This is a genomic window from Nocardia australiensis, from assembly GCF_020733705.1.
Lineage (GTDB): Bacteria > Actinomycetota > Actinomycetes > Mycobacteriales > Mycobacteriaceae > Nocardia > Nocardia australiensis.
In genome coordinates, this window is sequence record NZ_JAJFZM010000001.1 from 1,171,457 (window position 1) to 1,191,728 (window position 20,272).

The window sequence follows — 20,272 nt, forward strand, 5'->3', positions numbered from 1 at the left end:
GCCATCCGGCCGCAAGCACTTAATTCGAAGTGTCCACGTCAGCCCGGCGAACCGCCCGGCGCGATCCCCTTGGCGGCGGTGAGGCCGCAGAATTCCTCAATCTGTTCGTCCAGGTATCGAGCCGCTACCGCGTCGCGGAACTCCGGGCCCGCGATGCGCCTGCGCACTCCGGTGAGGCGTTCCTCCAGTTGGGCGATGCGCTTGTCCTCGGCGAGGGCGAGTACCGGATGCAGCGCCTCGGCCGCACCTTCGAGGCTGCCGTTGATCAGGTGTGCGGCGGCGTTATCCACCCGGGCCAGCGATTCGGCGCCGTAGGAGCGCTGCTCGGACGGACCGTTCGAATACAGCTCGATCGTGCGCTGGGTGGCGGCCAGCGCTGGAGCGGCCTGACCGAGGTGAATATAGGTGGCGCCCGAGTAGTAGCTGGCCTTGGCATCGTTGAACCCGAAGACCCCACCGACCTGGTCATGCAGGCTGTCGGTCGCGAGGTTCTGGCGCGCGACGTCCGCGGACCGGATGCAGCGTTCGGTCTCGTCGGCAGTGCCGAGCGAGGACCAGATCCTGGCCTCGATATTGAGCAGCCGCACCTTTGCCGTGGCCGAGTCCGCGAATTCCTGACCACTCTGTGCGAGCAGCACCGCGCGGCGCGGCCGATCGGACCAGTATTCGATGAGCGCGTGCATGCCGCGAGTCCAGGCTCGCAACCCGTTGTGCCCGCACAGCTCGGCGTAAGCCCATGCGGCCCTTGCCTGTTCGCCCGCCGCGTCGAGATAACCGAGGTCGGTGCTGGCATTGGCGAGCAATCCCGACAAACTGCCCGCCAGCAGATACAGGTGGCTGGTGTCGACAGGACGTTGATGCCCCTCGAGAAGCCGGTAGACCCGCCTGCGCACCCGCAACATCTCCACCATCATCGGTGCCGGCGGGATGTGCACATAGTCATTCGCGATCCGCGTGACGTCGGCGTCGAGCTGGTCCAAGGTGGTCACACCCACATTGGTGCTCTCGGCGTTTCCGGCGTGCTCGCTGGCCTCATGGGCAGCCGCCATGATCAGATCCCTCTCCGAAATCTCCGCTAACGCATCACCTCTCACAGCACCGGCGTCTATGAGAGCCAACAGATCCGCGTCGCTCGAATAATTGGTGCGCGCCGCGCCGCCGGCACACGTATCGAATCCGGGGACGCCACGCTGACCGACGGTCGTTTCGCCGACCACCGCCTGATCGATCAGCGCCGCAAACCGTGCCCGCACAACATCATCGGACCTGGCGAGGGACGTATCGAGTGCGGCTTGATTGAACGGGCGTGGATGAACTCCGGCGCCGCCGGCCTCCCACTTCGACACCAGGCGCTCGTGCACGCCCAAATGTGCCGCAAACTCCCGAATACTCATCCGCTTGGCATCACGAAGGGCCCGGGCCTCCCTACCTGACCATTGCCGGACCACACTGTCACCTCTTCGCACGAAATTCTTCTCCAGAGTACGAGTGGTCTATGACGGAGGCCACTGGTGAGAAAGATCCGCTATCGGATGCCGCGCGGGCCGATCACCGAACCGGCCGCGCACCGCGAGTCGTTCGACGTCCCACCCGCCGCGATATGCCCGCACCTCGAAGTGCTTGCAGGAAATGCATTTCCGTATCGAACTCGCGTCATTCGGCATGGCCACCGCTGACCGGATCCGGCAAGGGCAGCGCAAGGGCAGCAGAAGGCGGGCGCGGGGGCAATACCGGATCTGCGCACGTCGGGGGACCCTAGAAGCGAGGAGGTAAGGAGTTGGCCGTGAATGTGGACAATCTCAGCAGCGTCGGTGAATGGGTCGACTTCTACCGACGTGAATTCGGGCTACCGGTCACCGAGCGGGGCGGATTCGTCATGCTACCGATCACCAACCGGGTATGTGTGGTGCACCTGCCGACCGCCCGAGCCGAAAAGGTCAGGGCGACGCTGAAACAGCACGGAACCCGAGGCCCCATGCTCGCCAGGCAGATTCGCTGGAGCTTCCTCGCCGAGCCGGACAGTCGGCCAGGCACCCAGGTATTGGAGGTGCTCAACCGCCTCGATATCGGGATTCCCGGCATCGGCAGTGCCGTGATGTTGCCGACCGGGCTCGACCGCTGGACCCGGGAAGGGTGCTTCTGGGTCGAACCGCCGAGCCGCGCCGACACGCTCCCACGGCTTTCAGACGTGATCACCATGGCATTGGCGGTTGGAGCCAGCCGCTAGTGTTTGTGGCCGCTGGCGCGGCGTGTTCGCGCTGTGTTTTTGGCCGCTGGCGCGGCGTGTTCGCGGCCCCTAAGGCTCACGTCCGAGGGACAAATACTTGCTCCTTCGTCGCATCGTATTTGCCCCTCGGACGCGAGCCGGCCGCGAACTCTAGTGCTCGATCTCGCTTCGCTCGGAACCTGTTGTCGCGCCTAGTGGGTGCGCATGTGGGCTCGTGCGGCACCGACCGATTCTGCACACAGATAGGTGCCGTGGTTTAGCAGCCGAGAGACTCGATCTCGCTACGCTCGAAAACTGGTGTGGCGCCAAGCGAGCACGCAAGTGGGCTCGTACGGCACCGACCGTTTCTGTACACAGATAGGTGCCGTGCTTTGGCAGCCGAGAGACTCGATCTCGCTACGCTCGAAAACTGTTGTCGTGGCGGGTGGGCACGTAAGGGGGACGTGCTACATCCTGGGGTTGGCGATCCTATTGGGTCGGCAAGGGGAAATTCAGGTAGGACTTCGACGGTGTGGGGCCGCGCTGACCCTGATATTTCGAGCCTGTCGCGGCGCTGCCGTACGGGTGCTCGGCCGGACTGGTCAGTCGCAGCAGGCACAGCTGACCGATCTTCATCCCCGGCCACAGGGTGATGGGCAGGTTCGCCACATTCGACAGTTCGAGCGTGATGTGGCCGCTGAATCCGGGGTCGATGAAACCGGCGGTCGAGTGGGTCAAAAGGCCAAGCCTGCCCAGGCTCGATTTGCCTTCCAGCCGGCCGGCCAGATCGTTGGGCAGTGTGCACACCTCCAGCGTGGAGCCGAGCACGAACTCGCCGGGATGCAGCACGAATGGCTCACCCGCGGTCGGCTCGACCAGACTGGTCAGCTCGTCTTGACGGCGCGCGGGGTCGATGTGGGTGTACCTGGAATTGTCGAACACCCGGAACAGCCCATCGAGGCGCACGTCGATACTCGACGGCTGAATCAGGTCTTCCAGAAGTGGCTCGACGCCCAGACGCCCAGCGGCGATCTCCGCACGGATGTCACGATCGGAAAGCAGCACGCCGACGAGAGTAGCGCCTGTTCGACGCGGCTCATCAGCCGCACAGTGACAAACCGAAGCCGGTACTCTCTCAGCCGTTCGCCGCGCCGCCGCATCCGACTGCCCTCGGTTCGTCGAGACCGGTCTCGACGAACTCCGGCGACACCGTCATGATCGACGTCGGTCACAGCATGTTCTACGTACCAATGCGCAGCACCAATTTTCCTGTTGCGCAGCCAGATTCGATACGGCGGTGCGCCTCGGTCGCCGACCATGCGGACATGGAACGTGAGTAGCGTCCGGCAGCTCCTCGATGGAGGCTATTCGTGCTCACCGACCCCGCCTGAACTACCTTGCGGTCGCGCCGAGATCCACCTGGCGGCGAGCATTCGAAACCGCCGTGACAACGCAGGTGCCCAGTCGGCCGGACCGGTCGTAGAGTGTGGCCGTGCCCACGGCGATGCCGTCGGAGGCGACCTGGTCCTGGGCCTGCAGGCCGAGCTCCGGACCTTCCGGTAGGCGCGACAGAGTCAACGTCATGTCGGTGTTGATATAGCCGACGCCTTCGGTTCCCCAGTGGCAAACCATATTGGTGGAGTCACCGAACACTGCGGCCCGCTGGAACGGGGAGATCGGCTCCCCCTCCACCAGCGGTATCAGGTTCTGCCAGAGGACCTTTCGTCCCGCATTCTGCGCAGCGGCGAAGTCATCGGTCCACGCCGACTCACCGGATTTGAGCAATGGTGGCTCGCCATCCGGCGCCGCGAACCGCTGGCTCGGCGTGGGCAACCGCGGTTGCGGCCGCCAAAGCTCACCCGGCGGTTCCTGGCCGACAGCCAGAAAGACCACCGAGGCGCGCGCCCGCATCTCGCCGCGCTGAATGATCCAGGCATCGGCGACGCTGACTCGGTTGCCTTCTCGGATAACGGCGCTCTCGAGCGAAATCGGCTCGTTGAGTACGGGCTTGAACAGATCGACAGTCAGTCGCGCTGGAATGAAACCCGTTCCAGGACAGTGGGTTTCCAGCTTCCGCGCCAGCAAGGCGCAGACTGCGGGCCCGTTGACCTGCGCCGAGGACCACTGACTTATCCCGTACCCCTGTGCCACGTAGCGACCTTCGCGCATCGTGAAGAACGCGACCATCGAGACCAGCTCCCTTCCACGCTCAGAACCGAGTCCGATTAGAACACGTTTCAGGTGACACCATCACCGTCATTCACCGATGAGAAAGTCCCGCGCGGCGTCGAGGATCCGCTCCGAGAGATCGTCATTGGCGAGATCGTCGTCGGCGCTGGCCCTGGCGAGCATCAGCGCACCCGCCATTACCGACAGCTCGATGAGCACCGCACGTTCCTCGTCCGCGGGGCGCTCACCGAATTCGGCCAGCTTACCGATCATGTTGCGAATCCCGTCGGCGTACGCCGCCCGTAGCGGGCTGCCGGACTCGGTGCGCGCTACATCACCGGCCGTCGCGGCGATGCCGCAGCCGCGCCCGGCCGTGTCGCGATGCTTGACCGAGAGGTACCGCTCGATGAATGCGCGCCGCGCCGCCGGCCCATCCGGACTGCCCGCGCGGATCTCTTCCATTTCGCGGATCTTCTCGGCGTATGCGGCCGTACATGCCTGCGTGACCAGGTCCTCCTTGGATCGGAAGTGTCGATAGAAACCGCCGTGGGTCAGCCCGACGGCGGCCATCAGTTCCGGCACGGTCATCGCCCCAGCCCCGCGTTCGCGCACCTGCGCCGCCGCCGCTTCGAGGACTTGCTCGCGGTGCGCCTGCGCCTGCGCTCGGGATGCTCGCGGCATGCGACCCCCTTCCGTCGAACCATGCACGCCTCATGGCGCGCGATTAATAGTGACAGTCTTGCGCATCTTCTTAGATGATGATCATAATCTAAAAAGTCGGCGGGCGGCAGCGCCCGATCCATCCGACGCGAGAAGGGACAGACATGACCAGAATCGAGGGCGCGGTCGCGCTCGTGACCGGCGGCCAGCGCGGGCTCGGACACGCATTCGTCGAAGAATTGCTGAGGCGTGGCGCGACCAAGGTCTACGCGACCGCGCGTCAGCCGAAATCCAGCGCGGACCCCCGCGTCGAACCACTCGCATTGGACGTCACCGACCCCGACTCCGTCACCACCGTCGCGACCCAGGCCGAGGACGTCGATATCGTCGTCAACAACGCGGGCGTGCTCCTCCCGGCACCGCTACTCACAGCCGAAATGACCGACGTTGTAGCCACTTTCGAAACGAACGTCTTCGGCTCGCTGCGCGTCGCCCAGGCATTCGCGCCGATCCTGGCGGCCAACGGTGGCGGCGCTCTCATCGACATCCATTCGGTGCTGTCGTGGAGCGCGGGCGCGGCGGCCTACGGTGCGTCCAAGGCCGCGTTCTGGTCGCTTACCAACTCACTGCGGCTCGAACTCTCCGCACAGCACACCCAGGTGGTGGGTGTGCATCTCGGATTCGCCGACACCGACATGGTCAAGCGGCTCGCCGTCGACAAGATCGACCCGAGCCAGGTCGCCACGGCCGTCTTCGACGGCGTAGAGGCAGGCGAGCACGAAGTCCTTGTCGACGAGGTCACCAGGCAGCTGAAAGCGGCGCTGTCGGGGCCCGTCGAGGATCTCGCACTGCCCATCGCCCGCTGAACTCATCTCACTTCAGGAGGAACCACCATGCCACTGTGGCACATCTACCATCCCGCAAACACGTACTCCGACAAGGACAAACAGGATTTCGCACAGGACATCACCGACCTGTACACCAAGTTCGGCCTCCCAGAGTTCTATGTCGTAGTCCTGTTCAAGGAGATCGAGGAATCCTCGTACTTCGTCGGCGGAAAACCGGCGAACGACACCGTGCGAATCGTCGTCGAACACCTCGCCCGCCACCTCGACGACCCGGACCTACGCAAACGCTCGACCGAAAAACTCAACTCGATCATGGCCCCCTACACCGGAGACCGTGGACTGCACTGGGAATTCCACACCTATGAGTCCCCACGCGACCTATGGATGATCGCCGGACTGTTCCCACCCGGCCCCGGCACCGAAGCCGAACAAGCCTGGGTCCGCGAGAACAAGCCGGTCCCGTACTGATTCGATAGACAGTTGTCGGTGTTCGAAGTCATTTTCAGTAGTGCTCGAAGTCCTGTTCAGCTGGCGTTTTCCTGAGTTCCGCGCGGAGTCGGTGTTCGGCCGTCGAGTGACGGTTCAGGTGTGCCCGTGACAGATTCGGGCGTGCAGGATTTCGTCGGTACGTGATCACCGACGAGCAGCTGGAGAGTTAGTTGGTCTTCAGCCCGTCGAGGATCCGCTGGACTTGAGCTCGGGCGATGGCGTCGAGTTGGTCCGGGGTCACCTGGGGTTCGCCGAGTTGGCGCATGATCGGGATGCTCACCCGCACCGAGGCATTGCTGTCCTGTACGGCCACGAGGTAGGTCATTGCGCCGTAGTACTCCGCGTCGGTGACCCAGCTCGCCCAGTAGCCCTGCGTGCCGATACCGGTGACGTCTCCAGAGTCACGGCCCGGTTTGCCGGTGGCGGTGTCGGCGGGCTTCCACTCGTCGTAGGCCGGATCGGCTCCGGCCGCGGTGAACTCGACGTCGACGTCGATCGCCACCTGGTAGTAGTGGGTGTTATTGCTCGACAGGCTCTTATAGGTGAACTGGCAGGTCAGTTCGCCGGCGCCGCGAGTGCTCGGCGGGTACTCCGCGTGGAAGGGCGCTTTGTCCGGCGTGGACGACCACTGGTGCAGCGGTGTGGGGTCTACGAGATCACACGCGTTGGTGATGCCGCTCATCGAATAGATGCCCGGTGCCGGTTCCAGGAGCGCGCTCGTGGTGGACGCCGTCGTGGCGGAAGTGACCGGGGCGGTCGTCGAGGCCGGTATCGCGGCGGGCTCGCCGTCGCCGCTGTCGCCACCGGCGACAAAACCGATCGCCACACCGATGAGCAATACCACCACCAGCACGAGACCGCCGGCGACGATCAGACCGGTCTTGCTGTCACCGGTCGGCGGACCCGGTCGCCGCACACCGGAATCAGCGCTGCCGGGTATCCCCAGACCGTATTGCGAATCGGTCATCCCCCGTTGTCCCTTCGATCCACCACGACTGCGTGTCGGCCGTCGCGCCGAACCCGATCGTATTAGAGCCCACGCGAAAGGTGGCCGCTAGTTCTGGCGTAGACGGTCCAGCGTCATGCGCACCTGGGCCCTGGCGACGGTATCGAGGTCGTTCCGGCTGACTGCGGGACTCTCCTGTTCCCGGGTGAGATTGATCCGTACTCGCACCATCATGTTGCTGTCCTGCACCTCCATGTCGTAGGTCATTTCGGCAACGAGGTCACCGTAGGTTTCGGAGAACCAGCAGCCCCGGGTCCCGATGTCGGTGACCAGCCCCATTTCGATATCGCCGGAGGTGCGCATGGTGCAGAAGTGGCTGGGCGCCGACTCGTCGACCGGTGAATTCGGCCGCGACGAGCCGCCGCATTCAGACCATCGTCATATCAATCAGCCGTTTATATGTATTTCACACTATGACCGGCAGATTTTATCGTCAGATGTATGACCACCGCTTCCGATGTCGTCATTTGTTCGCCTCTCCGCACCCCGGTGGGGCGGATGGCCGGCGCGCTCGCCGGCCTGTCGGTCACCGACCTCGCCGCGGGTTTACTCAGGGAACTCATCGACCGGACCGGACTTTCCGGCGACGACATCGACGACGTGATCCTCGGACAGGGCTACGCCAACGGTGAGTCCCCGGCCATCGGCCGGATAGCCGCGCTGGACGCCGGTCTCGGCGTCAGCGTGCCGGGAATGCAGGTGGACCGGCGGTGCGGCTCGGGCCTGCAGGCTCTGCTGAACGCCGCGTCCGCGGTGGCCACCGGCGGCGCCGACCTCGTGGTCGCGGGCGGCGCGGAGTCGATGTCCACTGTCGAGCACTACGCGCTCGGGTTGCGCACAGGCATCCGTCAGGGTGGCGTGGAACTCCAGGATCGCCTCGACCGCGCACGGGCCACCGCCGGCGGATCATCGCACGTCATCGCCGGCGGCATGATCGAGACCGCCGAGAACCTGCGGGCCCGGTACAGCATCACCCGTAATGCGCAAGACCGCCTGGCGGCGCAGTCGCATCGACGGGCGATCGCCGCCCAACAAAGCGGTCGGTTCGACGACGAACTGGTCCCGGTCACGGTCCCCGGTAGGCGCGGAAAGCCGGACACGGTCGTGGACCGTGACGAACACCCGCGCGCGGATGCCGATCTCGAGAAGCTCACCGCACTCCGCCCGGTCCGCGGCCGCATCGATCCAAATTCGACGGTGACTGCCGGCAACTCCTCCGGGCAGAACGACGGTGCGGCCATGTGCGTCGTCACCACGATGCGGCAGGCCGAGCGTCGCGGGTTGACGCCGATGCTGGCGCTGCGGTCGTGGGCGGTCACCGCGTGCGAGCCGGAGACGATGGGAATCGGTCCGGTCACGGCCACCGCCGCGGCCCTCGGCCGGGCGAGCCTCACCCTCGACGACATCGACTTGATCGAGCTGAACGAGGCCTTCGCCGCGCAGGTCCTCGCGGTGCTCGCGGAGTGGGGGATCGATGCCGCCGATGAACGACTGAACCCCAACGGTTCCGGCATCTCACTCGGCCACCCGGTCGGCGCGACCGGCGCGCGGATCCTCGTGACGGCCGCCCATGAGGCGCGGCGCCGGGACGCGCGTCATGTGCTCGAAACCATGTGTATCGGTGGCGGACAAGGTCTCGCCGCGGTGTTCGAGGTGATCCGATGAGCGCCATCGAGGTACACGCGCAGGTGTCCGGCCGACCCGACGGTCCCACCGTGCTGCTGTCGAACTCGCTCGGATCGGACCATCGCATGTGGGACGCCCAGCTGGCCGACCTCGAGGCACGCTTCCGGGTGATCTGCTATGACACCAGGGGACACGGCGATTCGCCCATCCCATCGGGCCCCTGCTCGATCGACGATCTGGCCGACGACGTAATCGCCCTGCTCGACCGCCTGGACGTCACCTCATGTCATTTCGTCGGTCTGTCACTCGGCGGAATGACGGTGATGCGGATCGCGTCTCGTAATCCGGAGCGCGTCCAGCGGATGGCGGTGCTCTGCACCGGTGTTCAGCTGCCGCCGCGCTCGGGCTGGACCGATCGGGCGGCACTGGTCCGCAGCAGCGGGGCGGCCGCGGTGGCGGCGACCGTGGTCGGCCGGTGGTTCACCCCTGAGTACCTCGACACCCACCCGGATCGCCGGGCGTATTACGAGAAGATGGTGGCCGCCACGTCCGCCGAAGGCTATGCCGCCTGCTGCGAGGCGATCGCCGACCTCGACCTGCGACACGATCTCCCGTCGATCCAGGCGCCGACCCTGGCGATCGCTGGTGCCGACGACATCGCGACGCCCCCAGCGAAGCTGGAGGAGATCGTCGCCGGAGTGCCCGACGCGCGACTACTCGTCGTACCGAACTCCGCGCACCTGGCCAACGCCCAGCAGCCGCAGACCATCACCCCCGCGCTCATCGCCCATCTGGAGGCATCATGACCATCGACAAGCGGGCCGCGACACCGGAAATCGCGGTCGCCGGCATCGGTGACGGCGCGAGTATCGCCGTCGGCGGCTTCGGCCTCGCCGGCATCCCCTGGTTCCTCATCGACGCCCTGCTCGAACAAGGCGCCGGCGATCTGACCATCGTGTCGAACAACTGCGGCGTGGACGGCGCCGGGCTCGGCCGACTGCTCGAGGCCGGCCGGATCTCGACGGTGGTCGCGTCGTATATCGGCGAGAACAAGGAGTTCGGTCGCCAGTTCCTCGCTGGTGAGTTGACCGTCGAGCTCACTCCGCAAGGAACACTCGCCGAACGGCTTCGGGCCGGGGGCAGCGGGATCGGCGCCTTCTACACCCCGACCGGTGTCGGCACCGTCGTCGCTGACGGTGGCCTGACGTGGCGGTATCACCCCGACGGGTCGGTGGCCCTGGAGTCGCCACCGAAGGAGGTGCGCCGCTTCGGCGACAAAGAGATGGTGCTCGAGGAAGCCATCGTCACCGACTTCGCCCTCGTCCGCGCCGCGGTCGCCGACACCGCGGGCAACTGCCGGTTTCATGCGGCCGCGCGTAATTTCAACCCACCGGCGGCGATGTCGGGCCGGGTCACGATCGTGGAGGCCGAACGGGTCGTCGACGCGGGTGAACTCAGGCCCGACGACATCCACCTCTCCGGCATCTTCGTCCAGCACGTCGTGGAGCTGACCCCTGATCAGGCTGCCCACAAGGAGATCGAGAAACGCACCGTGCGCCACCGCGATCCGCAACCGGCCATCACTAACTAGGAGGATCCGATGAGTTGGACCCGCGACCAGATGGCCGCCCGGGCGGCGGCCGAGCTGACCGATGGCGATTACGTGAACCTCGGCATCGGCCTGCCCACATTGATCCCGAACCACCTGCCCCCCGGCTCCGGAGTGACCCTGCACGCGGAGAACGGCATCCTCGGTGTCGGCCCCTTTCCCTACGATGACGAGGTCGACCCGGACCTGATCAACGCGGGCAAGCAAACCGTCTCGGTGCTGCCCGGTGCGTCGTTCTTCGACTCGGCGACCAGCTTCGCGATGATCCGGGGCGGCCATGTCGACGTCGCGGTTCTGGGCGGCATGCAGGTCGGCGCCAACGGCGACCTCGCGAACTGGATGGTGCCCGGCGCGATGGTCAAAGGAATCGGCGGCGCCATGGATCTGGTCAATGGTACCGAGAAGGTCATCGTGCTCATGGAACACGTGAGCAAGAGCGGCGCGCCCAAACTGGTGGACACTTGTTCCCTGCCACTGACCGGACGAGGAGTGGTCGACCTCGTGATCACCGACCTCGGTGTCTTCGACGTCACCGGTCACGGGTTCGAGGTCATTGAACTCGCGCCGCACGTCGACATCGGCGACGTCGAGGCGAGAACAGCCGCACCGGTCACCGTCTCCTCGCACGTCGGTTAGCTCGGCGCCTGCGTCGGGGTGCTGTCGTAGCGCCCGCAAAGGTTCTCGATGGTCTGGATCAACCGCCGGCAATCGGGCGGGGTGCCCTGGTGGCACGACAAGGATCAGCAATTATAGTGCAACGAACACATATGGGCGCGATTGAGATGCTGCTAGTTTAGATCAATGGAGCTGCGCCACCTCCGGTACTTCCGCGCGGTCGCGGAGGAACTGCACTTCGGCCGCGCGGCCGAGCGTCTGCACATTGCCCAGCCGCCGTTATCGCAGCAGATCCGACAGCTGGAGGACGAGTTGGGCGTCCGCCTGCTCAACCGCTCGACACGACGGGTCGAACTCACCCCCGCCGGCATCGACTACCTCCAGCGCACCATCGCCATCCTCGACGCCGTGGATGCCGCAGGCCGGCACGCCCAACAGATCGCCGAGGGACGACGTGGCCAACTGACCATCGGCTGCGTCGGATCGGCGACGTACTCCCTATTACCGCGCCTGGTGCGTGCGCTGCGAGAACAGCTGCCCGGGGTCGATGTCGGTGTGCGCGGTGAGATGTCGGCGCCGGCGCAACTCACCGCCCTGCGTGTCGGCGAGATCGACCTCGCACTGCTGCGGCCTCCGGTGGAGGCCGCCGACGTGGAATTCGAGACCATCAGAAGCGACCGACTGATGATCGCGCTCCCTGACGGACACCCACTCAGCTCCTCGGAAACCGTCGATGTCGACGAGCTACGCGACGCCGACTTCATCACGCACGTCGGCCACGGCCGATCGGTGATGAACGGCGTCCTCGTCTCCCTATGTACCGCAGCCGGTTTCGTCCCGCGCATCCGCCACGAGGTCGAGGAGACCTCCACCCTCGTAACCCTCGTCGCCGCCGGCCTCGGCGTCGCGATCGTCCCGGAACCCACATCGGCGCTGGGCGTCGCCGGCGTCACCTACCGACCGCTGGACGCCGAACCCGCCGAGATCGATCTGCTTGCCGCCCGACTGCGAGACAGACACTCACCGATCACGACACAGGCACTCGACGTGTTGCGGCAGATATGACTCGTGCCGAGATCCCCAACCCCCGCTTTCCATCTCGGTGAACTGGGCGGCGCCGAGCGCTCCGGCGAGGATCGGCCGTGACTCCGCGGCTTGACCCTGACACTGTGACAAGGGCTTGTGTGGTCGACGAAGGAGGTGGTTGTCGTGAACACAACCAACCACGGCGAGCCGGATGCTCGCCTTGTCGACGCTCTTGCCGGGGCTGATTCGTCGATTCGACTGCGGGCGGCGCTCTCGGCCGGCACGCTTGGCGATCCTCGTCTCTCGGAGATCCTCGTCGCCCGGTGCGCTGTCGAACCGGACTTCTTCGTCCGGGACATGTTGACCTGGGCGTTGTGCCGGTTGCCGGCCGAGATCACGGTACCGAGGCTGCTCGCGGAGCTCGGGTCCGACACGACGCAGGCGCGTAGTCAGGCGCTGCACACCCTGTCCAAGATCGGCGACCGGAGTGCCTGGCCTGCGGTGTCGACACTGCTGCACGACGAACACGATGACATCGCGCTCAGCGCGTGGCGGGCCGCCGCGGTGCTCGTTCCGCCTGGCGAGGAGGGTGAGCTCGCCGCCGATATGGTGACCGCGCTCGGACGGGGTGACCACCATGTGCAGCTCAGCCTGAGCCGGGCATTGGCGGCACTCGGGCCGGCCGCCGCACCGGTTCTGGATGCCGCCATGGCGAGTTCCGATCCACGCGTTCGCGCTCATGCGGAGGCCACTGACAGGCTCCGTCGTGACCCCGACAGCGGGTTCACCCTCTCGTTCGAGATGGCCAAGCGCGTCGCTGTGACCGGTCTGGACGCATAGCAGGAAGGCGATGGGATGTTGATCGGTGAGGTTTCGCGGCGTTCGGGCGTCAGCACACGCATGTTGCGCCACTACGACGCGCTGGGGCTGGTGAAACCGACGGTCCGCACATCCAGCGGCTACCGTGAATACTCCGCCGACGACATCCGTCGCCTCTTCCAGGTCGAGTGCCTCAGGACCCTGGGGCTGTCGCTGCACGAAGCCAAGCGGGCGCTGGACGAGCCCGACTTCGCGCCGGCCGAATTGGTGGGAAAGCTCATCCGGCATACGCGAGCGCGGATCGCCGCCGAGGAAGAACTGCTCAGGAAGCTCGAGCGCGTCGAAGCGGCCGCGCCGGCGCAGTGGGGGGACGTCATGGGCATCGTCACACTGTTGCGCGCTCTCGAATCGGAGTCCGGAGCCCGCCGTCAACAAGCGGTGCTGGCACAGAACGAGGGCGCCGCGCTGCCCGTTGAAGCACTGGTCGAGGCAGCGCTATCGGAGGACGACCCGAATGTCGCCGGAGCGCTGCGGTGGTCGTTGGCGAAGGTAGCCGGCACGGGGTTGACGGATCTGGCCGTCGGCCTGGATTCGGCGGTGGTCGAGGTCCGGCGCCGTGCGACCGTCGCGATAGCGGCAGTGCCCGCCGCGGCAGCGACAGTGCTACTGAGGAGGGCTCTCAACGACCGCGACGTGACAGTGCGAGACCGTGCCGCCCTGGCTCTCGGCTCCCGGCGGGTCACCGAGGCGAAGCCCGCCCTTCTCGAGATGGTGGTCCAAGGGCGGTCCGATGTCGAGGCCGCCGAGGTGTTGGGATTATTGGCGGAGGCCGCGGTCGCGGCCGACGACATCGTCCGGGTCATGCGGGACACGCTCGAAACCACGGTCGACACCCCGACGCGTTCGCGGATCACGCAGGCGCTCGCCGAGATTCCGGGCGGTGCGGCACGCAAAGCCCTCGCCGCGCTGGCCGACGACGGCGACCGGACGATCGCCGCAACCGCGTCTGCGATCCTGCGCACTCGAGACCAGGGTTCCGGCACCGCCGACCGTCGCGTCATCCACCCCTGAGGCCACCGGCGCCAACACGAACTCCGCGTGGACCGGGCAAACTCACCGATATCCTGCGCACCAACACCATCCGAACGACTCTGAGTGTCAAACGAACTCGACGGTTATCGGACGTCGACCGCGGGACCAAAGCCAGCGGATAAGTCCGGCTGACGAACGGCGCGCACCAGGCCTAGCGCAATGTTTCAGGCGAGGAGACCAGATTTCTGAACAACGGCCGAGTTGCATATTGGGATCCGGCCACTGCGCCACGGTGCCAGCGCCGCCGACAAGCCTTTCACCAGCCCGACCTTCTCAGCGGTGCGGACCAACACAAAAGTCCCGGCCTGCGCCACCAGACCCGAACCTTCCCCGTCCACGGTCAGCCGCGGATACCACGTAGAATCCTTCACCAGAAAGGTGCGTCTCGACCTCGATCATTCAACCTTCAGCAAGCTGAATTATCACAGGTCAAGGCACGTTCCCCTATCTCAGAGCAGCCATCAACCCAACCGGCATGAATGCCCGAGGCTGGGGCGGATTCGCGCCTTCGTGGATCTGTCGGCCCGGTGGGTGGCGGCCGTCCGTGTCTTCAACCAACCGTTACGTGAGGCGCCCGTTTCCTCGGAGGGCTTTATCGCGCCCGAACGGTCAGCGTGTCAGTTCTGTTTCCCACTCGGCAAACCGCTGCCGCATTGCTGTCACGTCTGCCACGGCAACTTCGTAGGGTGTGAGGTCGCGATCCGGTATCCGGCGGAGATAGGACAGTGATTCGGCGAACATGGTTCGGTCGAAGCCGGGATTGTGTTCGGTGGCAATCGTGAGCAGTTTCTCGCGGGTGTAGTGCCCGCTGACCAGGATCGCGTCGACGTCCAGGTAGTCCCGGGGTGCCCAGCGGTTGAACAGCGCGTCCATTTTGCCGGCTACCGCATCGTCGGGGTGCAGTACTGGACCTACCTCCAGGAGAATGGGCGACCGGGATCGCCAGAACACGCCGAGGTCGACCTTGGCGGCGTGCCCGTCCAGGTAGGTGACCGTCATCTGTACCAGGTCGGGAGTCCGGCGCACCACATCGACGGCCATGCCGTTCTGTTCGAATGCGGCGATGACGTCGTCGGCCACCTCATCGGGCGTTCGCGTCGGTCGGAGAACAGATCGACATCTTCGGAGGGACGTGAGCCCATTCCGTGCAGTGCCACGGCGTGGCCGCCACCGAGCACGAATCCGCGGTTGCCCACGGTGCGTAGTGCAATACGTGCGAGTTCATGTTGGCGGGGATCCATCAGGAGGCGGCCCGCAGCTGCGGAAACTTGTTCTCCCACAGTGCCCGGACCGGACGTGCGGGTCGCATCTGCGACCAGATGGCGCTCAGAAGCCGGCCGCTGACCAGTTCACGCAGATGCCGCCTGGTCCCCTCTTCGAGGACGATTTTGTAGGCCGCGGTCTGGTCGTAGTCGTCGCTCAGGTCGAACTCGGTGCGGCCACTCCATGCCAGCTCGACCGGCAGGTGGAGCGTTCCGTGCTCGGGCCCGTGCAGTTCCGTCAGCGAGTCGACGACTTCGTAGGGTGTGACCTCTGCGAAGCTGAACGGTGTCTCGGTGTGGTCGGACATGCTCACAGTGTGCCGCATGCGTCGTGGCCAGGTAAATCAACCGGGCCGCGCTGCTGCTGTCCGGCGCGGTTGCATGCCGGTTTCCTCGGCGTGAGATGTGCTGGGAGCAACACCGTTTGTGGCAACCGGAATTACCGGAAGAACCGTCGGTCCCGGGACGACACCGCCCTCACACGTGGTCGACCAAACCTTTGGCACCCTCGGACATGGCGCAGTGCACGCAGCAGAAGAATCGACCATCCGCCTCCACACCATGGCCGATGATCTTGCAGTCGCAGTGCACGCAGATAGGTGCCATGCGGTGGATCGCACATTCGAAGCAGTCGAAGACATGCCGCATTCCCTGAGCCTCGACGACGATCGGCATAGCGTAATCGTTACCGCAAACCTCACATGCGTTCATGCAACCGTAGGCTACTCGGCGGAACCGGCACCATGCAGCTACTTTCGAGTTATGTGCGCATGACCGGGCCGACATTCGCGCTGGAGGTCATCGCCCCGAGTTCGGCACCGATGTCCGGGCCGTCGACACCCAGCCGCAGTGCCCGCACATTCGATACGACCCGGTTGACGAATTCGTGGTAGATCGGGGCCTCCACATAGATGCGCTCGATGCTGATCGATGGATTCGCAGTCCACGGCCGATGGCCGAATACGCCGTCGCCGCCTGCCTTGACTCGATCCGTCGCGGGCAGTCCCGGCGGCCGTCGGCAACGCTTCAGCAGCAACCGAATCGTCGTCTACATTTGGCCGCCGAAACCTCTGCCAACGACATTAGGGGCGCGCCCGCAGTGAACAGCCTGGCTAGCGTGTCGGGCGACCCCATCCACAACATAGGAGTTACACGATGAGCCGTGCCGCACTGAATGTCATTGTCGCCGCATCGATTGCGCTGACAGTAGGCGCGGGGGTGGCGAATGCGGCGCCCAGCGGAATTCCGTTGGAGCCCGCGCCGAGTAATCAGGTGGCGCCCGTCGGCGCGCAGGGTGATTCCATCGGCGTATCGCCCGGATCGAGCAGCGCCGCAGAGTTGGCCTGCCTGGTGCAGTCGATCTCCGCCGGCGCCAGGTACTGCATGAGCTGATATCGCGACGCCACTGCGGTCCAGGTGGCCGGACCCGAAGGTTCTCAGCCGCTGCAACCATGGGTGACTGTGTCGACGATGACTATCGCACCGGCGACGCCGTGAAATCCACAGCGTCGCCGCCGTTTCGGACCGGAAGAATCCTGGCATGGCATTGGAAATGGCGGCGGATCACATCCGCATAGCGAGAATCCAGCTCGACCGGCCGGGCGGCCGACCCGTGCCGGTGAGTGGTCCTCAGCGTGAAGCCTCCGTCACCGAAGAGATCGAGCACCAGCCCACACCTGCCACTCCCCGGTCGCTCGGTAACGGATCGCCGTGGGTGCACGATTGGTCGGTTATGTTTGATGCGGAGTTTCTCTTCTTCAGTCAGACATCCGACCGATAACCCCCGTTCGGGGAAATTCATTCGTCGCATACGTCTTTCGGCCACAGATACGGAGATATGAATAGTGGGAATGCTGCGGAGCGTTATTGGTACGGCGGTACTGGTTGCGAGTGCCGCGTCGATGATCGCGGTCGCGACTGGTTCGGCGTCGGCAGAGCCGCGGGACTGCGCGCTGGATCGATCGATGAGCGGCGCGGCGGCGCACTGCGGTGGCGATGGCACCTACATTCTGGAAGTCGATTGCTTCGGTGTGAATCTGGCCGGCGGGCCGGTGTTCGGGCCCTACTTCAAGTCGGTCACGGGATACGCAGACTCCCCTAACCATCCGTCGAGGGACTGCATGATGCCCACCACACTGGGCCAGATCGGAATAGCGACCGACGCGCGGATTACCTCGAACCCAACCCGCCCAGGTCTGCCGTCGAATGCGTACGAGTACGACCCGGGTCGGTAGGCGCCGAGCAACCCGACCCCGTTCCACGGCCATCGACTGTCCGGTCCATGAGTCGTTGCAGTTGCGGCGGTGGCCACCGCGCTCGCATCCGGATACCGTAATCCACTTGATACGCAACACATTCCGGCATGCGGCCCGACAGTACTGGGATGCAATGGGCAAAGACCTGCGGCCGGTCCACACCGCACCAACCGAGGCCGCCGCCAAGGAACGATAGCCTGCACTGCAGTGTCTACTACGGCAATTCGACGGGTGACAAATTTCCCATGAACACCGCCACGATGAGGGTGCGGGCCGATGTCATGGACGGTTCCGCCGCGCGAACGTACGACCATTGCAAACGCACCACCGCCGACCTCGCCGACAGCGGATCGGAGGTTACGTCCGGGGAGTTCACCGGAATCGGTACCCAGGGCTACTGGCAGTTCGAGGCCGACAACTTCGGTGGCATCGTGGACGCCGGATACGGGATGTGCGTATGGGACGGTGGTGTCGCGGTGCGGGTGGAGATCAACCTCTCCCGCGAGAAGGATTCCCCTACGGTGGGTCGCGACGAACTCGATTCGGTCGCCAGGTCCCAGGCCGGCAAGGTGCTGGGCGGACTGCGACAGAACTAGAAACCAGCCTGGTGAAGACGGTTCTGATGACTACTCGGCCAACGGCACAGTAGGATCGGCGCGGCATGGAAGGTCGGCGGGGAGCACGTCGAGGAATCGAAGGGCCGCGAGAGATGACAGACCCTCGACACGGACCCGACCAGCCGATCACGGGCGATGCCGATCCCACTGCGCGGCAACCACATTTCCCGAAAGGCGGCGAGACACCCCGACACCGGGTACGACCGGCCTGGTCAGGGATACCCGCCGCCGCCACCGAAGTTCATGTCCTCACCAACCGGTCACGGTAAGCCGGGCCTGATCGCCGCCGGTGTCGTAGGGCTGGTGGTAGTGCTGGCCGCGGGTGTGGTGATCGGTGTAATCATTGCCGGTGGCGGCAGTGAACGTCGGCCCGCCGCTGTCGCGGCGTCCTCCAGCGCCCCGGCGAGGCCATCCACTCTGGCCACGACTACTCCACTCCAAGAAGCGGCGCCGGGATTGTATTCGATGAACGGGATCGCCAATGCGTGCGACCTGGTCGATCCCACTCCGTTGCACAGGTGGTCCTCCACACCGGATCAAGCGCCTTACCATCACGAAACTCCGCCGAGTAATCACGACCCCGGCAGTCTGTCTTGCCAATTCAGCTACAAGAGCCAGTCAGGTGACGGCGTCCACTGGAATCAAGCGGCTATCGACCTTCGCGTCGAGTTCACGGCCGCCGGAGCCGCACCTGCCTATGACGAGTGGAAGCAAGAGGACACCACCGGGCCTGGAGCGAATTCCGGCGAGGTCGCCGGAATCGGCTCCCGGGGTTACTGGCACACCGCGACGTCGGACTCCAGCAATAGCACCGGGCTGGACTACGTCGTGGGCGTGGAGGACGACAATGTCTGGCTGCGAGTACGAATCCCCATCCTGCGCCAGCACGGCGAGCCCCCGCTAAACCCGGACGAGCTCCGAGTGATCGCCGGAAACCAAGCCAGGCAGGCCCTGGACGGACTGAGGCGGAAGTAACCAGCCCGCATGCCGCCGTTGCGGTGAACCCGCCGCGATGTGGCCACTCATTTTGAGACCCTACAACGGCGCTTACCAGCCGGTCTCAGACCGCCGCGAACTCTCCGTCGCGGACACCTGCGACAAACGCAACCCACTCGGCGGCCGTGTAAGTGAGCGCGGTGCCGTCGACGGCACGCACAGTCACTTCGCCAGAACCATCGCAAGTGATGATCGGCAGGTCACGCCACGCGTCCGGCTCCACCCCGTTTGCCGCTCGAAGGAATGCGTTCCAGTCCTCGGCCAAAACCGCAATCGTGGGCTGCGCTGCGGGATCGTTCGCCGGATCGCGGAGGTACTTGCTGTCACGGATGAGCACCGATCGCTCGCCGAAGGCGACCTGGACACACTGGCCACCGTTCGTTCCGCTATAGCTCGAGGTCCGCCACACCAGGCGGTCCTGGGAAGTCATTCATACTCCTACGCTCGCTCGAGGCGATCCACGCGCCCACGGATTACCTGGGCGGACTCCTCAACCGGCAAAGCCAGAGATTGGAGTCGATCTGCAATCATTTTATACATCGAGACTTGGTCCTGATCCTGATTGAGTGACCGCCGAGAGGCCACCGGCATATGACGCTGCGTACCTGCACACCGAGACCATCGGCATGGTGATCGATCGCCTCGCAGAGTTCTCGATCGACGCCCGCGCTGCCACCGAACCGAATACTCCTGCGCTGCAACGTCGCTCCCGCCACCATCGTCTCACCGAAATCGCTCTCGCCTACAGCGACCTCTGCTTCGAGATCGCGGCCGGAACCCGCCGACTGCCCGACTTCTTATTCCCCGCAGGCGGATTCAGCACGCGCGCATCCGACGCGGCCGGTTCGTAGACTGCCGCGCATGGGACAACAATGGCAGCCACTCGGGCCAACAACCGCATATCTCCGGGCCGTCTATGTTCTGGGGGTCGGCGGAGTCCTAATCGGGTTGTGGGCGCCAATGTTCGGGGCTGGAGA

The 20,272-nt window shown here is 65.1% G+C and carries 27 protein-coding genes; 16 read left to right on the forward strand and 11 right to left on the reverse strand.

Features of this window, described 5'->3' with window-relative positions:
• Positions 1–38 precede the first annotated feature (38 nt).
• Complete coding sequence (locus tag LKE06_RS05320) at positions 39–1,394, reverse strand: NsdA family TPR-like regulatory protein (RefSeq protein WP_227997502.1); 1,356 nt, start codon at positions 1,392–1,394, stop codon at positions 39–41.
• Positions 1,395–1,783: 389 nt separating this feature from the next.
• On the opposite strand from LKE06_RS05320, the gene LKE06_RS05325 reads away from it, so the two are divergent.
• Complete coding sequence (locus tag LKE06_RS05325) at positions 1,784–2,227, forward strand: hypothetical protein (protein ID WP_227997503.1); 444 nt, start codon at positions 1,784–1,786, stop codon at positions 2,225–2,227.
• 468 nt (positions 2,228–2,695) lie between these two features.
• Here the strand turns inward: LKE06_RS05325 and dcd are convergent, their stop codons facing one another.
• The 3 genes from dcd to LKE06_RS05340 form a co-directional block, all read right to left on the reverse strand.
• Positions 2,696–3,271: a dCTP deaminase gene (dcd, locus tag LKE06_RS05330; protein WP_227997504.1), complete on the reverse strand. Its 576-nt coding sequence runs from the start codon at positions 3,269–3,271 to the stop codon at positions 2,696–2,698.
• 327 nt (positions 3,272–3,598) lie between these two features.
• Complete coding sequence (locus LKE06_RS05335) at positions 3,599–4,393, reverse strand: thioesterase family protein (RefSeq protein ID WP_227997505.1); 795 nt, start codon at positions 4,391–4,393, stop codon at positions 3,599–3,601.
• Between the two features lie 69 nt (positions 4,394–4,462).
• Entirely contained in the window at positions 4,463–5,056 is a 594-nt protein-coding gene (locus LKE06_RS05340; protein ID WP_227997506.1) for a TetR/AcrR family transcriptional regulator, read from the reverse strand.
• 143 nt (positions 5,057–5,199) lie between these two features.
• On the opposite strand from LKE06_RS05340, the gene LKE06_RS05345 reads away from it, so the two are divergent.
• Positions 5,200–5,901, forward strand: coding sequence for an SDR family oxidoreductase (locus tag LKE06_RS05345; protein WP_227997507.1), 702 nt, complete (start codon positions 5,200–5,202; stop codon positions 5,899–5,901).
• Positions 5,902–5,928: 27 nt separating this feature from the next.
• Complete coding sequence (locus LKE06_RS05350; RefSeq protein ID WP_227997508.1) at positions 5,929–6,351, forward strand: tautomerase family protein; 423 nt, start codon at positions 5,929–5,931, stop codon at positions 6,349–6,351.
• A gap of 187 nt (positions 6,352–6,538) precedes the next feature.
• Here LKE06_RS05350 and LKE06_RS05355 read toward each other — a convergent pair whose 3' ends face one another.
• Together LKE06_RS05355 and LKE06_RS05360 are read right to left on the reverse strand one after the other, a co-directional pair.
• Positions 6,539–7,339, reverse strand: coding sequence for a hypothetical protein (locus tag LKE06_RS05355; protein ID WP_227997509.1), 801 nt, complete (start codon positions 7,337–7,339; stop codon positions 6,539–6,541).
• Positions 7,340–7,426: 87 nt separating this feature from the next.
• Positions 7,427–7,681, reverse strand: a complete 255-nt coding sequence (locus tag LKE06_RS05360) for a hypothetical protein (protein WP_227997510.1) — start codon at positions 7,679–7,681, stop codon at positions 7,427–7,429.
• 138 nt (positions 7,682–7,819) lie between these two features.
• Between LKE06_RS05360 and LKE06_RS05365 the strand changes: the two genes are divergently transcribed.
• The 7 genes from LKE06_RS05365 (at position 7,820) to LKE06_RS05395 (ending at position 14,144) form a co-directional block, all read left to right on the forward strand.
• Positions 7,820–9,043 (forward strand): acetyl-CoA C-acetyltransferase, encoded by a 1,224-nt coding sequence (locus LKE06_RS05365; RefSeq protein ID WP_227997511.1) that lies wholly within the window; start codon positions 7,820–7,822, stop codon positions 9,041–9,043.
• Positions 9,040–9,810 carry a 3-oxoadipate enol-lactonase gene (gene pcaD / locus LKE06_RS05370; protein WP_227997512.1) on the forward strand — a complete coding sequence of 257 codons (771 nt, stop codon included), beginning with the start codon at positions 9,040–9,042 and terminating at the stop codon, positions 9,808–9,810. Before LKE06_RS05365 ends, pcaD begins: the two co-directional genes overlap by 4 nt.
• The gene (locus tag LKE06_RS05375) at positions 9,807–10,595 is read left to right on the forward strand and encodes a CoA transferase subunit A (protein ID WP_227997513.1); all 789 of its coding nucleotides are present in this window, start codon (positions 9,807–9,809) and stop codon (positions 10,593–10,595) included. Before pcaD ends, LKE06_RS05375 begins: the two co-directional genes overlap by 4 nt.
• A 9-nt stretch (positions 10,596–10,604) precedes the next feature.
• Positions 10,605–11,249 (forward strand): 3-oxoacid CoA-transferase subunit B, encoded by a 645-nt coding sequence (locus LKE06_RS05380; RefSeq protein ID WP_227997514.1) that lies wholly within the window; start codon positions 10,605–10,607, stop codon positions 11,247–11,249.
• Positions 11,250–11,414: 165 nt separating this feature from the next.
• Positions 11,415–12,293: a LysR substrate-binding domain-containing protein gene (locus LKE06_RS05385; RefSeq protein ID WP_227997515.1), complete on the forward strand. Its 879-nt coding sequence runs from the start codon at positions 11,415–11,417 to the stop codon at positions 12,291–12,293.
• A 144-nt stretch (positions 12,294–12,437) separates the two neighbouring features.
• Entirely contained in the window at positions 12,438–13,094 is a 657-nt protein-coding gene (locus LKE06_RS05390) for a HEAT repeat domain-containing protein (protein ID WP_227997516.1), read from the forward strand.
• Between the two features lie 15 nt (positions 13,095–13,109).
• Positions 13,110–14,144 (forward strand): MerR family transcriptional regulator, encoded by a 1,035-nt coding sequence (locus LKE06_RS05395; RefSeq protein WP_227997517.1) that lies wholly within the window; start codon positions 13,110–13,112, stop codon positions 14,142–14,144.
• Positions 14,145–14,774: 630 nt separating this feature from the next.
• Here the strand turns inward: LKE06_RS05395 and LKE06_RS05400 are convergent.
• From LKE06_RS05400 to LKE06_RS05415, 4 genes are all read right to left on the reverse strand, one after another.
• Positions 14,775–15,245, reverse strand: a complete 471-nt coding sequence (locus tag LKE06_RS05400) for a nucleotidyl transferase AbiEii/AbiGii toxin family protein (protein WP_227997518.1) — start codon at positions 15,243–15,245, stop codon at positions 14,775–14,777.
• A 160-nt stretch (positions 15,246–15,405) separates the two neighbouring features.
• Positions 15,406–15,735, reverse strand: coding sequence for a hypothetical protein (locus LKE06_RS05405; RefSeq protein ID WP_227997519.1), 330 nt, complete (start codon positions 15,733–15,735; stop codon positions 15,406–15,408).
• 169 nt (positions 15,736–15,904) lie between these two features.
• Positions 15,905–16,138: a metallothionein gene (locus tag LKE06_RS05410; RefSeq protein WP_227997520.1), complete on the reverse strand. Its 234-nt coding sequence runs from the start codon at positions 16,136–16,138 to the stop codon at positions 15,905–15,907.
• Between the two features lie 49 nt (positions 16,139–16,187).
• Positions 16,188–16,463, reverse strand: coding sequence for a hypothetical protein (locus tag LKE06_RS05415; RefSeq protein ID WP_227997521.1), 276 nt, complete (start codon positions 16,461–16,463; stop codon positions 16,188–16,190).
• Positions 16,464–16,582: 119 nt separating this feature from the next.
• Here LKE06_RS05415 and LKE06_RS05420 point away from each other — a divergent pair, with 119 nt between their 5' ends.
• The 5 genes from LKE06_RS05420 to LKE06_RS05440 all read left to right on the forward strand — a co-directional run bounded on the left by LKE06_RS05420 (position 16,583) and on the right by LKE06_RS05440 (position 19,274).
• Positions 16,583–16,819 (forward strand): hypothetical protein, encoded by a 237-nt coding sequence (locus tag LKE06_RS05420; RefSeq protein WP_227997522.1) that lies wholly within the window; start codon positions 16,583–16,585, stop codon positions 16,817–16,819.
• A 148-nt stretch (positions 16,820–16,967) separates the two neighbouring features.
• Entirely contained in the window at positions 16,968–17,207 is a 240-nt protein-coding gene (locus LKE06_RS05425) for a hypothetical protein (RefSeq protein ID WP_227997523.1), read from the forward strand.
• Positions 17,208–17,391: 184 nt separating this feature from the next.
• A complete protein-coding gene (locus tag LKE06_RS05430; RefSeq protein WP_227997524.1) occupies positions 17,392–17,661 on the forward strand; it encodes a hypothetical protein in 270 nt (89 codons plus the stop codon).
• A gap of 266 nt (positions 17,662–17,927) precedes the next feature.
• The gene (locus LKE06_RS05435; RefSeq protein ID WP_227997525.1) at positions 17,928–18,278 is read left to right on the forward strand and encodes a hypothetical protein; all 351 of its coding nucleotides are present in this window, start codon (positions 17,928–17,930) and stop codon (positions 18,276–18,278) included.
• 156 nt (positions 18,279–18,434) lie between these two features.
• Positions 18,435–19,274 carry a hypothetical protein gene (locus LKE06_RS05440; RefSeq protein ID WP_227997526.1) on the forward strand — a complete coding sequence of 280 codons (840 nt, stop codon included), beginning with the start codon at positions 18,435–18,437 and terminating at the stop codon, positions 19,272–19,274.
• A gap of 85 nt (positions 19,275–19,359) precedes the next feature.
• On the opposite strand, the gene LKE06_RS05445 is transcribed toward LKE06_RS05440, so the two are convergent.
• Positions 19,360–19,725, reverse strand: a complete 366-nt coding sequence (locus LKE06_RS05445) for a DUF397 domain-containing protein (protein WP_227997527.1) — start codon at positions 19,723–19,725, stop codon at positions 19,360–19,362.
• A 136-nt stretch (positions 19,726–19,861) separates the two neighbouring features.
• On the opposite strand from LKE06_RS05445, the gene LKE06_RS05450 reads away from it, so the two are divergent.
• On the forward strand, positions 19,862–20,146 hold the full coding sequence (locus tag LKE06_RS05450) for a DUF4254 domain-containing protein (RefSeq protein ID WP_227997528.1): 285 nt from the start codon (positions 19,862–19,864) through the stop codon (positions 20,144–20,146).
• Positions 20,147–20,272: the final 126 nt, after the last annotated feature.